The sequence below is a fragment of the Prochlorococcus sp. MIT 1223 genome (assembly GCF_034092465.1).
Taxonomy (GTDB): Bacteria; Cyanobacteriota; Cyanobacteriia; order PCC-6307; family Cyanobiaceae; genus AG-402-N21.
Genome location: NZ_CP139303.1, coordinates 819021 through 831755 on the forward strand (window position 1 = coordinate 819021; position 12735 = coordinate 831755).

Genomic DNA, 12735 nt, shown 5'->3' on the forward strand with positions numbered 1-12735 from the left:
TCTTTATTAGAAGTTTCTTATACTGTCAACTTGAGCATCCTGAATAGCTCTTACTGGAAATCTCTTTGCTTGCCGCCAAATTGCCGTAACTATAAGTGCTACAAATGCAATAACAGGAATTAAACTAAGAAATTTTGTAGAGAGAGGATCTGTAGGCAATGACTGCAAAGCCTTAAAAGGAAGATTGACTAAATCTCTTAGGTCAAGAATTTTTATAGTAAAAGAAAGCAAATACAGCATTTCAAAAACCAACTTAATTTCTAAACCTTAGGACAAAAAGTTGATATATTTTTTCTTTAGCAATAAACCATAAACAGCGAAGGCTTTTGGCCCAGGTAAAACACAAAAATAGTTTCCAAAAGAACATGAAAGGAAATCAAAAGTTACCATCCCAAGTCTTTTTAACTTTTATCAAGTTATTCCAATTACTAATATCAATCAGCAAACCAATTGAGAATAATCCAACATCAATATCTCATCAAACCTAATAGTTAAAAGTCTATGGCAAAAAAAAACCTGCCTTATGGCAGGTTTTTTTTGAGATCAAGAGGTCGTGTTTCCTTGTTTCCACTCCTCAGAGGATCTCAGCTCCTCACCCAGGTATTATTACTCATTATTCAGCATTTAGCAACCCCCTCCCCCCTCCTTTTTTTGATCAATCAATCAATTCAAGAATATATATAGATTTTAAAACCACAAAAACGACCTGCCTTGAGAACTTTCTTCTTAGCTCAACTCTTCTGAATAAACATACTTGGCATACTGCAATGATGCCATTGAGTATGAATAGTTTTGACAGCAGCGATTAGGGTCAGGTATTGAATACTGATTCATCAGTGCAAGCTTCTCATCTGCTTTTCCTTCAATCAAATCAATATTTCAAATGTACCGAACAAGGTACTCACAAAAATTGATATTTAATAAGACCCATTCTCATTTCTTTAGCATTACATACTAAAAGCTAAGAAGTCGATTAAACAACGAATCCCATACCTATAAACAAATTAAGAGTGAAAATCCATTTGAACTTTATATCCTTCAAGATACGGATCATCTAAATACTCTTGCTTAGAAAATAACGCGAGAACTACAGCAAAAAGTTTTAATTGTATCTTCCTGAACAACACGAACACACAACTATTAGCTATAAAAGTTCTGTAGCGACAGCTACAAAAACGTTCAACTCGCTACATTTGCGAGCCGCATTACGACTTAAGCCAAGGAACGGGGACTTAGGTCAATATTCGGAGTGAATTCATGACTACTCTTCTTTATCGCGGACATAACTATGTTCAGCACAAAAAACCAGTCGCTCAATCAAACTGCATTGAACTGACCTATAGGCGAGAGCATTACAATACTTGCAGAGATGAAGCCATAAGGGCAATGGATAATCAGCTTGCATATCGCGGTATTAGCTACTCGAAGTAGTAATTAGGATCACAATAAAAAAAGCCCTCTTTAGGAGGGCTTTTTTTATTGTGATCCTAGTTCTTGAGCTTATAGAACAACTCTAAAGGTGATATCAAGTAGACATCAAGACTATATTTATATTTTGAAGAATACTTTTCACTTAATCCTATGGGACAACCTTTAAAGAAAAAACCATGGTTACTTAGGAAAACTGTTTTACCTCAACACACAGATCATGCAGGTATAATGTGGCATGGTTCTTACTTGAACTGGTTAGAAGAGTCAAGAATAAATGCTCTATCTCAAGCGGGGTTGTCTTATTCAAATATTTCTGAAAATGGTTATGAGATGCCAGTTGTTGAAGTAAGCATTAAATATCAGAGCTCGCTAAATCATGGAGATGAAGTTATTCTAAAAAGTTGGCTATTAGATTCAGAAGGAGCCCGTTTACCTTGGAAAACAGTCTTTATCAAAGAGTGTGGCAAGCCTTCAGCGGAGGCAATAGTTCATTTAGTCACCTTAAAACGGATTGACTCAGGTCTTCGTATAGTTAGAAGATTTCCAGATGAAATTTCAAAAGCTCTTGAGAACTTAAGGCAAGGACCGACGAAAGACAGTCTTGATATCTGATTGACCGTATGAATTAACAAAAATCAACTATTGGGAAATAGCCAAGAAAAAATAACTACGCTTTGAGAAGAAATAATTCAAATTCCTTCATCCATGAATTGGGATTCCGCCAAGAAGCATTGTACTGAACGCAATTGGCAATGGACATTGGACCTAATCAACCAAGCTGAACAAGAAATGCAAGAACTAGAACAGAATGTAAAAAGACTAGAGGATCAGCAAAAAGCTCAAAGGTTATATAACGCTTGCAATTTCTAATATATGCCAATACTAATTAAAGCTTTTAGAGATTCAACATGGGGATAGAAGATCCAAAACTTCGTTTTATAGTTCTTATCCTGATTAATTTATTAGTCTTAATTGGATTGAGATATTGGATTTTGAATGGAGAATCTTTTGTATGGTTGTTAAATGGATTACCTTCTGGGTAAAAGGTACTTTAGAAGAGTCGTAACAACCAAAAATATTTTTTCATGTGTAGCAGATATCAACTAACAAGTGATTTTAAAGATTTACCAGACCTTTTAAAGAGAAGCTTGCCTAAAAACCTGGAAGCAAACTACTCGAAACAAAACCTGATCAAACCCGATGCACCTGTACTGGTATTAAAAAATGAAGGCAAGGCAATGACATCAATAATGCTTTGGGGTTTTATTTCAGAGTGGGCAAATGATCCTTTCTCAACCTCAAGACCAAGACCAAGACCATTTAATGCAAGAGCGGAAACTGTTAAAGAGAAAAAATTATTTCGAAACAGCTGGAGACACAAAAGATGTCTTTTACCTGCCAATGGGTTCTTTGAAAAAAAACATCTCATCAGAAGAAAAGATTCTCGGGACTTTTGGTTAGGAGGTATTTGGAGTAAATGGATGTCTCAAGAAGGAAGTGAACTCGAAAGTTGCTGTGTTCTAACAACAACACCAAATAAATTAATTCGGCCACTACATAATCGAATGCCTGTAATCATTCCATATGGATTAGAAGAAGAGTGGATTGAGCCAGTTAAAAGTACAACTGAGCTTCAATCACTCGATTCTCTACTCATGGAGTGGGATCCTGATGACTGGATATCTGAACCAATAAATCAAAAGTTTTCCACTCAATTAACTTTCTTTGAATAAAGCATTGAAAGTTGACCTCTTCAAATAATGTTTATAAAGAGACAAACATATCTCTACAGGTTAGGTATTAAGACTCACCTTGAAAAGTTTTTCTTTAATGCATATTTTTTTTATAACTTGTCCTTGTCTATTAAGCTCAATAGCATTCAACAATCTTACTAATACGGACTATAGAGACACAGTCTCTCCTTGTGAAATCCATCGCACAAATAACAGACAAATACAGTTGATTTTATGCACCCTGACATAGTCACAACCAGTCAAGGGAGTAGTAAAAGAGCTTAACTGAAAAGTATTCTTCTAAGTCTATTGAGAATAGACAACAAAAAGTTTTAATAAGCAATATATAGACATTAGAAAAAGCTTCGTTACTTTTCAAATATCTACACTTCTAGAGTTAATGTGTACCACTAATTTGTGTATCGCCTTTTATGTTCTTACTTTTTGTATCCTTGGATGGTTTGGTGCTTTAGCTTTGATTTTGATTAAAAGCACCAAAGATCAAGGAAATGTCTATGTTGTAGATCCAATAGCGTGTTGGATAAATAGTGAATTAGTCAATCCACTAAACTGTTTTAAAGGTGAAGTAATCAAACCTTTACTCAATGATTTATCTACTGCCGCAAGAGAGTGGAATGCAATTGTTGGATCAAAACCAAAAATGAATTTCTAATCCTTATAAGAAAACGCCTTATCGAACTTAATCAATTTCTTAAATGCGCTTCCCTCTTAAAATGTTGGAGGCGCAAATTTTTATTCAATTTTACAAAAGAGTAATTAATGAACTTTTTTACAAATTCACTTAGAGACAATTATTTAAAGATAGAAGCACTCTATGAAAAAACTTTCTGCATACATGGATTAATTAAAATCAATTCTTAAATAGGCGTCAGTATTCCTTCTTGTGTTGGAGCTTTACTTCTGCAAACAGGAATTTCTTTAATGCAGGAGTTTTTTCTTCTACTAATTACTAAGGCCAAAAAAAGTCAAGCTATTTTTAAGAAATGATTTTAAGTAGCATTCACTTTCAAATCAGCGTATAGATACAAAGGATTGCATTTCTCCTAATTAAAGAGATATTTAAATCATTAGATTTTTATACTATGTCCTTTGATAATTTAGTTCTGTTATATGCATCTATTTCTCTTGTGATGACTCCTTGTCTAATAGTACTTAACAATATTCGTGAGGATGCTGAAAGAGAAATGAATGAGCCTATTGATTTCAATAGTTATATTAGAAGAAAAGAGCAAGGAGATGTAGTCGACAAATTAATAGCTGAGCATATCACAATCAATAAAATAGCTGCTTGATACTTTTTATGAAACTTTTAAAGTCTCCCCACTTTAGTTCTTAATTTTTTTATAAATCCAATTCCTACTCCTGAGAGCTTCATTAAATCAGCATCGTCAGCAGATATTATTGATTCAGGTGTTGTATAACCCGCATCATAAAAAACTCTACAGTTATTAATGCCTATACCTGGAAGTGACGTCAAGTTTTCACATCTAGATGAATCTTTTTCAGTATCATTATCAGTTGAACTAATTTGAATTAACCTTTTAAGGCGTCCTTTTAAGCCAAAAAAGAATTCTTTGCCTAGCATTTTAAATGAGTATATATATACTCACTATGCAACTCTAAAAAAAAAAAGCAAGGATTAGGATGAATCGCGAATCTATGCTTAGCATTATATGTAATGAATAATACAATAAGTTCCTATTCTTGATTAAACAAGATTTTTGTTTAGTTCTAATATCAATTTTTAAGTACCCTCAATTACTCAAAATTGAGGCAAGGGAAAGAACCTAATAACCTTCTATTTGACTCTCGAGTTTAAATAGAATTAAATTTTTATGATAATGCAAGCAAGATCGTACAAAAAAACATCTCATTTATGTCTTATGAACATATTGTTTAGATGGAATACCCAATCTCCTTATGTGGCAAAAATAAACTTAAATTTATCTAGTTAGAATCCTGGATTCTACATCCTTATAAATTTTCCATTCCTGGGGCATGATCGAAACCAAAACTATTGCTTGGATCGGTGGCGCATTGGTTGTTTTTTTTCTGTTTGTTTTTCTCTACGTTATTCAAGTAAGGATTCAACGATGGAATCAAGAAAAGATTTCCCCTCTACCACTTGAAGGATTTTTATCAGTTAGTAGCTATATAGCTTCTTTAACAGGATTAACAATTATGTTTACTGGGGTTTTTGAAGTTTTTTTCTTTTCTCCAAGAAATTCATTAATTGCATCCTTAGTAATAGCTTTCTCAACTGGCCTCCCTATGTGGGGAGTAATTAAAGGGTTATTGAAAGAAGTGGAAGCAGGCGAATTAAAAGAAATCGTTCCTGGGAAATTCTAAAAGACTCCATGGCTGAATAAGCAGCAAGATTAAATCAACCTCTAATCTTAACCATCTTTATCAGAGATTTACTTTCCTAATAGGTCTCATAATTTCTGCTTACCAAAGCCAACCCCCAAAAGCCACAGTCGTTTAAGAATTGTTTTATATTTCAAATATCAATTCCATCAATTCAATTAATTCCATGACTCCTGAAGCAGAAAAGTTCAATGGCTGGGCAGCAATGATCGGCTTCGTTGCAGCCTTCGGTTCTTATGCAACTACTGGACAAATTATTCCTGGAATTTTCTAAATAGAATTAAAACCAGTTGAAATAAATTCTCAATTTTAAAAATAATATTGAGAAAAAATCTCTTGCCGGTCTGGGTAAGAGATTTTTTTTTCAACAATTAATCAATAAAATGGTACATTCATATAATATTTAAGCTTATCCCGAATTTCCAAAGAGAAAGGTGAAACAATCATTACATAAAGTAACCAAGTCAAAATTTTACTTATAGGTATTAAATAACCATCTGACTTCATTGTTCTCACTTATCTGAACAATTAAGTTAGATTGCATTAGATATGTTGTGGAGAAATATTGAAGCAATTCAATAAATTAAATAAGAAGAGATTAGTCAGTTAAAGAATTTTGATTTATAATATTGTTTATCAGTTTTAATCAAATATTTTCCATCCTTTTAGAGGTTGCAAAACTAATGGCATTTTCAGAAGATCAAATGTTAAAAGCTATTAATCAGGAGGGAGTAGTAAAAGCTTCCGTGGATAAGATCAAAGAAGCATGCAAAGCTCTACAAAGAGAAACAGGCTGTCCAGAAGAAGATGTGGATGATTTGCTTAACTTCCTTGCAGGTAGATGGAGCTAATACTGCTTCAAGAAATTTACAATACTATTGGGTATTATTTACGAATGCTTTATGGCAAAAATGCGCTTATATATAAATGAGGCATTCAATCCCTCGCGTCTGCACGGGGGATTTTTTATTGGATTAATTCTGCAATGTGTATTTTAATCTTGATAGTAATCAAGGAAGTATCTACTTTAACTTGATTATTACTTATGTATGTTTTTGTCAGAAAAAGCATATGGCAATCAAGCCATTAATTAAATACACCTATTAGAAGAAATTGAATTATTAAATCAGCTTACCTATTATTAGTATTAACATACATAAGAAAGCAATTATAACTAGAATAGAGACGGTTAAGAAGAAATATTTCTGAGATAAGTGCAACCAATCATTTTCCATTTCGAAATAAGGTTAAAGGTTTGCAAGCAGAAGCTCTATAGAGTTCTTCTAATACATTAGATCTTAAATATATATTATTAAATCCGTCAAAGATATTGGAAAGATCTCTAAATTATGAAATAATCATTTTAATAGCATCTTAAAGAATTAGCTATTGTGATTTTCTTCTTCTGCTTTTAAATATTCTTTTGTCTCATCAGATATTGATTCAAGCAGAGAAGTTGCACTATCGCCAAGCTCTCTTTGAGTTATTGATCTAGATGAATTTCTCTTAATAGGAAAATCCTTAGCGGACCAAGCAGTCCCTCCTTTTATAAGTGTTTTTTTTGCTGACCATACAAAAAGAAGTAATAAAGCAACTGCAAAGCAAACAAAAAGTGCAATAGCAATGAAAGTAATTAAAAATTGGTTCATGTCTCTATTAAAGCTATGAGGAGAGACCAGGGAAAGGAATCAAGCAAAAGCAGATGGAAATCGTTGTTATTAATTTCTCTCTGGTAAAATTACTGAACATTTAAAATCTTAATGTCAGAGCCTGAAGCTCTTTATGTTCTATTAGCCCCTGCAGGACAACTCTGCGGAAATGGTCAATTGCGTGAATCAATATATGAACGACGAGCTAGGCGAGGTGAAGATTATCCAATGTGGTACTTAACTCCAGAATTAGTTCAAAAATTTAATCTGTATGAAAACAGCAATTATGAAGCAGTCATAGCAAAAGATTCATCTGCAATAGCTTGGCTTAAATTGAGATTTGGGGGAGAACGTACAACCACTCAAATAGATATTGATGAGTTATGGAAGCATGCCAGCTCACCACCAGAGCCTGATTTAAGAAGAGATATAGGACTTAAGAAAAATAAGCAGAACTAGATACAATTAAGGCATAAGATTATTGAAATCGCTGAAACCCTTACATAAAATCACCATCCATCACAAGCAAAAAGGTAAGACTTATACCTTTGAGGTGCCTGAAGGAGAATACATTCTTAGGAACTTTGAATCAAAGGATGAAAATGGGCAAATAATCGGTGAACAATTACCCTTTTCTTGTCGAAATGGTTGCTGCTCAGAATGTGCCGTAAAAATAATTTCAGGAGGGATGGATCAAACAGCCTGTATTGGATTGTCCAAAGAACTTAGAGACAAAGGTTTTGGTCTATTGTGCGTATCAAAGGCAACTGGTCCTCTTGAATGCGAAACACAGGATGCAGACGAAGTTTATGAAGAGCAATTTGGAAAATATTTCAAGGGATTAGATACTCAGGCAGGTAATCCCTTTGATATTTAAAATATTGAATTTATTTACTTATCTGTCCAGAAATTAAACAAATCGCTTCCATTAAATGGAACAGATTTTTCATATCTTATTGCATTTGTCTTCTCCATAGGTAAAGCAAATTGTCTAAAGATAAGAGATACAAAACTAATTAGCTTTGCAGGCTTCTTGAGTCCCTTTGCTTCCACAAATGAACGAAATGCAGCAATTATTTTATTTCTTAATTCCCAAAATCTAGAATCATCCAAATTAAAGACCCAAGGGAAAGCATTTTTTGAAGTGTGATTTGTTCTTTTGATAACTTCTTCGTCAAATTCTTTAGGGTCAATTCCTAATAGTTCATAGAAATCACCTCTCTCACAAACAGTAAGTGTATGCGTTAAGAACACACTCCAAAGGAAAAAACGACTTAACAGTTTCCCTCGGAACCCCTTGGTAATACCTGGCCAACATCTCATCATTACAGTGAAACAGTCTCCATGACGGTTTTCGTCTTGGCACCAAGGTTCAAAGAAATCAAATAAAGGCGCAAAAGCTTCATCCGGATTAGCTTTTAAATGTCTATCCATCAAAATATATCTCCAATATCCTATCTTCTCTGACAAATAAACTGAATATATTACCCAACTAATAGGGAACCAAGTTGCAGCTCTTTTACCACCTAAATGCGGCAAGTCAACTTCTATTCCTTCTGCAACTAAAGCTCTGCTGAGAAAGCCAGCGTGCCTAGCTTCATCTCTAGCTAAAAAAGTAAATAGCTTGCTTAAATCCTTATTTCCATTTTTTTTAAGACGGTTAGAGATCTCTTTAAAGAGCAAGAAGCCTGAGAATTCAGATACAACTGACCTAACAAGATAACTCTCATATACTTCTTTATCCTTTTGAGGCAACTCTTGCAACCTATCAAGACTAGCTTTTCTATCAAAGTGAGTACAGTTATAATCTGCCTTCATTTCATTGAACATAGCCTCAAATTCTTCTCGGGCATCTTCGAGATTCGTTTTTGAAGCCTTATTAAATTCAGTCACATAAAAACGAGGGGTTAAAAGGTTCTCGTCTAAATGAGGTGGAAGCTCATTCTTACCTCGGGTATCAACTCTTAAAGAAGGGGAAGAAGCTGTGGCTGTCATTCAATAAATCAATCCTGGAGTTGATTCTATGTCCTTCTTTCGTGAAAAAGTAACTTTGATTAAGCAATTAATAGATAAAGCAATAAAAGTGATGAATGATAAAACTGCATACCGGCCAATTTTTTTCGAGGTCTCAACACGTAACCAAGAAGTCCAGAGAAACAACCAATAGTTCCTTTTCAGGGTTAGTGGTTTTTGTAAAGGAAAAGAAGGGATCAGGTTTGGCTTTTTAATTAGGTTTTTATAGGTAAATAAAATAAAATTGAAATATTTTGGTTCCTTTTTACTAAATAATTTTAGACTTTCTAGTAAAGTATATATTTAATAGTCCTAAACAAAATGCAACTAATACAGAGATTATTAAGATAATCAAATAAGGTCCTTTGATAATATCGAGATCTCCTTTTAAAATCGCTTGCATTCCATTATCTTTTAATTGATTAATTGAATAGCCTCCAGCAACAAATGGAAGATCAGATATCAAAATGCTTATAATTAATGCAGGCATAAATTTTTTCCAAGGAATTTTTGTTAAACCTATCGCATATGAGACAAAGTCAAACCAGGAAGTCATCAAGAAACCAGTCATTAAAAAGATATTCTGCTCAAAATAGTTTTTACTTAGTTGCTCGATTTTACTCATTTGAGTATTTCCCAAGATTCTTTTCAATGCATCTCTTCCTAAATTCCTCGAAACAAAGAAAGCAAATGAGCAAGCAAAAAAGTCTGCAATAAAAATAATCAGAAGTCCGTTCTTTACACCAAACAAATAGCCTGAGATAACCGAGCAATAAGTACCGGGAAGGATTGGGATAATTATACTGATTGCCCTAAGTATAAATATTAAAGTTACTGCATATAATATCGATTTCTCCAACTTAACTTGATTTTCTGAAATGAAGTAATTAATCTGATTAATATCAAAGCTCTTATATAAAATATATACAAAAGCAGAAATTATTACTAGATAAATGTAATTTAAAATTGTTTTATTTAGATATTTCTTCAACATAGGACCAATTCAAACCAGCTATAATGTTGACAAAAATGGATTGGCATACCCTTAGACCAAGGAAGAATACATTAAATAAAAAGAGATCATACCATCCTAGATATCAAGATATAAAGTAACACTATTTCCCAAGTAGAGCTGATACCCGTAAATAGATGAGCAAAGAAATCACATTTTAATTGGCCAAGAAAATTCAATGTCCTCAATTTTTTAAACTCCTTATTACTTGAATAAAGAATTGGTCGGATTTTTTTACTCTGGACTCTAATAAAAAATAATTTTTAATTTTCAGCATTTACATGAAATATTTTGCTAGAAATCACCTAAATATAAAAATGAAATTTGCAGCTAAAAGATTTTCGATTAACTGAGATGCGTCTACCAGTCCTAAAAGGCCATACCAGGTCAAAGACATGGCGCAGACTTCAACTTCAACGTCTTGAAAAATTACTCAACGAAAATGAAAATGAAATAATCTCAAACCTTGGGAAAGACCTTGAAAAACCAGCCACAGAGGCATTTTTCGAGTTAATCGCTCTAAAACAAGAATTAAAACTTGCACAAGAGTCTTTAAATAATTGGATGCAACCTCAAAAAGTCAATGTTCCATTTTCATTAAAACCAGGAATTGCAACAACAAAGCTTGAACCTTTAGGCTGCATCTTAATTATTGGACCATGGAATTATCCTTTTTCTTTAACTATGCAGCCTCTCATAAGTGCTTTAGCAGCAGGCAATGCAGCGGTACTTAAGCCATCTGAAAATGCCCCACATATATCAACTCTTATAAATAGAATCATCCCTAAATATTTCTCTGAAGATATAGTTAGAGTGTTCGAAGGTAATGGTGAGATAGCTGAAGAGTTGATATCAAAGTCATTTGATCACATTTTCTTTACAGGGGGAGGGGAAGTCGGGAAAAAAGTTCTTAAAGCTGCTGCTAACCACTTAACACCGGTGACCCTTGAATTAGGAGGAAAAAGTCCAGCAATAGTTTTAGATGGAGCACGTATTGAAATCACGGCAAAAAGATTGGTCTGGGGCAAAGGTCTAAATGCTGGGCAAACTTGTATTGCTCCAAACCATATTTTGGTACAAGAGAATCTATATTCCACGCTTGTCTCTTCAATGAAGAAGGCTTCTCTTGATTTTTACGGACCGGAACCACTTCAATCAATTGACCTTGGCAAGATAGTTAATGAGCATCATTTTCAAAGGCTTAAAAAGCTTTTAGATTATGCTAAAGATTCAAAAAGAATCATTTTCGGAGGAGAAGTAGACGAAGCCAGGCATAGAATAAGTCCGACACTTATCGAGGTTAAAAATAGAGAAGATCCATTAATGAAAGAAGAGATATTTGGTCCACTAATGCCAATTTTTAAATTAAAAAATCTTGAAGAAGAGCTAATAGAAATAAGGAAACAAGACAAGCCCCTTGCGATATATTTATTTGGTGGTTCTGATACTCAACAAAAAGCCGTAATAAATACTACAAGTTCTGGTGGGATTTGCATTAATGATGTTGTTTTGCAAGCCGGTATTCCAGAGTTACCTTTTGGCGGAGTTGGAGCAAGTGGGATGGGTCAATATCATGGTTACGCTGGTTTCGAAACGTTTTCTCACAGAAAATCTATTTTCAGAAAACCTTTTTGGCTTGATATAAATTTTCGATATCCTCCTTATAGAATTGATCCATCACTTATAAAAAAAATAATATAGTAAAATCTTTCAAACCTTTAATATATTCTAATTCAATACATACTTTTCTCTGGCAAATGGTTTAAAAGCTATTATTATATATCAATAAAAGAATTTAAAAGGAAATGATTAAAAGACTATTTTTTACTCTTTCTTTTATATTACTAACAAATTCAGCTGGATTAGCTTCCGAAATAACTGTCAAGGAGGGGGACACTTTAACCAAGATAGCCAATGAAAATAATTTAACTATAAAAGAAATTTTAGATTTAAATAATATAAGTGATGCAAATCAAATCAAGAAAGGGCAAATAATAAAGCTACCCGAGAGATCGATTTATCAAAAGTTTCATGTCATGAAACAAGGAGAATCACTTTCTATGATATCAGAAATGTATAATGTAAAAAGAGATGATCTTATTAAGTTAAATAACATAAAAAATCCAGATTTATTGTATCTTGGGCAGAAAATATTAATTTCAGAGGAAGCAGATTTAAATGAAGAGAAAGAATTAACTACGGAGAAAGAAATGATTGCTGATAAAAAAGTAATTGATATATCAATTAATAATAAAGTACCTTTAGAATGGAAAACATATGGTCCTCTGCGAGTGAACTGGTCGAGCTTAGAGAAAAAAGATGGTAACTTTATTGCTAAATCAATGCACAAAAGTGGAAAGCCTTTGTATATAGCCGTTAAATGTTCAAGTCAAATTATTAACAGGACAGGCCTAAATGGCAATTGGAGAGAGTGGATTACGCCTCAGGAGGCTTTCGAGTATAAATTAGTAAATGATATTTGTGAAAGCAGTTAAATTATAAATGTCCA

General features: G+C 33.3%; 20 protein-coding genes. 15 read left to right on the top strand and 5 right to left on the bottom strand.

The window, feature by feature from the left end; genetic code table 11:
• Window positions 1-6: 6 nt before the first annotated feature.
• Window positions 7-240, bottom strand: coding sequence for a hypothetical protein (locus SOI85_RS04380; protein WP_320665011.1), 234 nt, complete (start codon window positions 238-240; stop codon window positions 7-9).
• Between the two features lie 1017 nt (window positions 241-1257).
• Here SOI85_RS04380 and SOI85_RS04385 point away from each other — a divergent pair.
• The 7 genes from SOI85_RS04385 (at window position 1258) to SOI85_RS04415 (ending at window position 4477) form a co-directional block, all read left to right on the top strand.
• Window positions 1258-1431, top strand: coding sequence for a DUF4278 domain-containing protein (locus SOI85_RS04385; protein WP_320665012.1), 174 nt, complete (start codon window positions 1258-1260; stop codon window positions 1429-1431).
• 150 nt (window positions 1432-1581) lie between these two features.
• Window positions 1582-2043: an acyl-CoA thioesterase gene (locus tag SOI85_RS04390; RefSeq protein ID WP_320665013.1), complete on the top strand. Its 462-nt coding sequence runs from the start codon at window positions 1582-1584 to the stop codon at window positions 2041-2043.
• 93 nt (window positions 2044-2136) lie between these two features.
• Window positions 2137-2301 carry a hypothetical protein gene (locus SOI85_RS04395; protein ID WP_320665014.1) on the top strand — a complete coding sequence of 55 codons (165 nt, stop codon included), beginning with the start codon at window positions 2137-2139 and terminating at the stop codon, window positions 2299-2301.
• Between the two features lie 38 nt (window positions 2302-2339).
• A complete protein-coding gene (locus tag SOI85_RS04400; RefSeq protein WP_320665015.1) occupies window positions 2340-2474 on the top strand; it encodes a hypothetical protein in 135 nt (44 codons plus the stop codon).
• Window positions 2475-2516: 42 nt separating this feature from the next.
• A complete protein-coding gene (locus SOI85_RS04405) occupies window positions 2517-3164 on the top strand; it encodes an SOS response-associated peptidase (RefSeq protein ID WP_320665016.1) in 648 nt (215 codons plus the stop codon).
• 400 nt (window positions 3165-3564) lie between these two features.
• Window positions 3565-3837 (top strand): hypothetical protein, encoded by a 273-nt coding sequence (locus SOI85_RS04410; protein WP_320665017.1) that lies wholly within the window; start codon window positions 3565-3567, stop codon window positions 3835-3837.
• A gap of 430 nt (window positions 3838-4267) precedes the next feature.
• Complete coding sequence (locus SOI85_RS04415) at window positions 4268-4477, top strand: hypothetical protein (RefSeq protein WP_320665018.1); 210 nt, start codon at window positions 4268-4270, stop codon at window positions 4475-4477.
• Between the two features lie 17 nt (window positions 4478-4494).
• On the opposite strand, the gene SOI85_RS04420 is transcribed toward SOI85_RS04415, so the two are convergent.
• Window positions 4495-4770, bottom strand: a complete 276-nt coding sequence (locus tag SOI85_RS04420; RefSeq protein WP_320665019.1) for a helix-hairpin-helix domain-containing protein — start codon at window positions 4768-4770, stop codon at window positions 4495-4497.
• Between the two features lie 413 nt (window positions 4771-5183).
• Between SOI85_RS04420 and SOI85_RS04425 the strand changes: the two genes are divergently transcribed.
• From SOI85_RS04425 to SOI85_RS04435, 3 genes are all read left to right on the top strand, one after another.
• Window positions 5184-5534, top strand: coding sequence for a hypothetical protein (locus SOI85_RS04425; protein WP_320665020.1), 351 nt, complete (start codon window positions 5184-5186; stop codon window positions 5532-5534).
• A gap of 184 nt (window positions 5535-5718) precedes the next feature.
• Window positions 5719-5826 carry a high light inducible protein gene (locus tag SOI85_RS04430; RefSeq protein WP_320665021.1) on the top strand — a complete coding sequence of 36 codons (108 nt, stop codon included), beginning with the start codon at window positions 5719-5721 and terminating at the stop codon, window positions 5824-5826.
• 409 nt (window positions 5827-6235) lie between these two features.
• The gene (locus SOI85_RS04435; protein WP_320665022.1) at window positions 6236-6403 is read left to right on the top strand and encodes a hypothetical protein; all 168 of its coding nucleotides are present in this window, start codon (window positions 6236-6238) and stop codon (window positions 6401-6403) included.
• 531 nt (window positions 6404-6934) lie between these two features.
• Here the strand turns inward: SOI85_RS04435 and SOI85_RS04440 are convergent.
• Entirely contained in the window at window positions 6935-7201 is a 267-nt protein-coding gene (locus SOI85_RS04440; protein ID WP_320665023.1) for a hypothetical protein, read from the bottom strand.
• Window positions 7202-7312: 111 nt separating this feature from the next.
• On the opposite strand from SOI85_RS04440, the gene SOI85_RS04445 reads away from it, so the two are divergent.
• Both SOI85_RS04445 and SOI85_RS04450 read left to right on the top strand, forming a co-directional pair.
• Window positions 7313-7660 carry a hypothetical protein gene (locus SOI85_RS04445; protein ID WP_320665024.1) on the top strand — a complete coding sequence of 116 codons (348 nt, stop codon included), beginning with the start codon at window positions 7313-7315 and terminating at the stop codon, window positions 7658-7660.
• Between the two features lie 31 nt (window positions 7661-7691).
• Window positions 7692-8078, top strand: a complete 387-nt coding sequence (locus tag SOI85_RS04450; RefSeq protein WP_320665112.1) for a 2Fe-2S iron-sulfur cluster-binding protein — start codon at window positions 7692-7694, stop codon at window positions 8076-8078.
• A 14-nt stretch (window positions 8079-8092) separates the two neighbouring features.
• Here SOI85_RS04450 and acsF read toward each other — a convergent pair whose 3' ends face one another.
• Complete coding sequence (gene acsF, locus SOI85_RS04455) at window positions 8093-9196, bottom strand: magnesium-protoporphyrin IX monomethyl ester (oxidative) cyclase (RefSeq protein ID WP_320665025.1); 1104 nt, start codon at window positions 9194-9196, stop codon at window positions 8093-8095.
• 28 nt (window positions 9197-9224) lie between these two features.
• Here acsF and SOI85_RS04460 point away from each other — a divergent pair, with 28 nt between their 5' ends.
• Entirely contained in the window at window positions 9225-9368 is a 144-nt protein-coding gene (locus SOI85_RS04460) for a hypothetical protein (protein ID WP_320665026.1), read from the top strand.
• A gap of 114 nt (window positions 9369-9482) precedes the next feature.
• Here SOI85_RS04460 and SOI85_RS04465 read toward each other — a convergent pair whose 3' ends face one another.
• Window positions 9483-10208 carry a TVP38/TMEM64 family protein gene (locus SOI85_RS04465; protein ID WP_320665027.1) on the bottom strand — a complete coding sequence of 242 codons (726 nt, stop codon included), beginning with the start codon at window positions 10206-10208 and terminating at the stop codon, window positions 9483-9485.
• A 342-nt stretch (window positions 10209-10550) separates the two neighbouring features.
• On the opposite strand from SOI85_RS04465, the gene SOI85_RS04470 reads away from it, so the two are divergent.
• Window positions 10551-11927, top strand: a complete 1377-nt coding sequence (locus SOI85_RS04470; protein WP_320665028.1) for an aldehyde dehydrogenase family protein — start codon at window positions 10551-10553, stop codon at window positions 11925-11927.
• A 104-nt stretch (window positions 11928-12031) separates the two neighbouring features.
• Window positions 12032-12721 (top strand): LysM domain-containing protein, encoded by a 690-nt coding sequence (locus tag SOI85_RS04475; RefSeq protein ID WP_320665029.1) that lies wholly within the window; start codon window positions 12032-12034, stop codon window positions 12719-12721.
• Window positions 12722-12735: the final 14 nt, after the last annotated feature.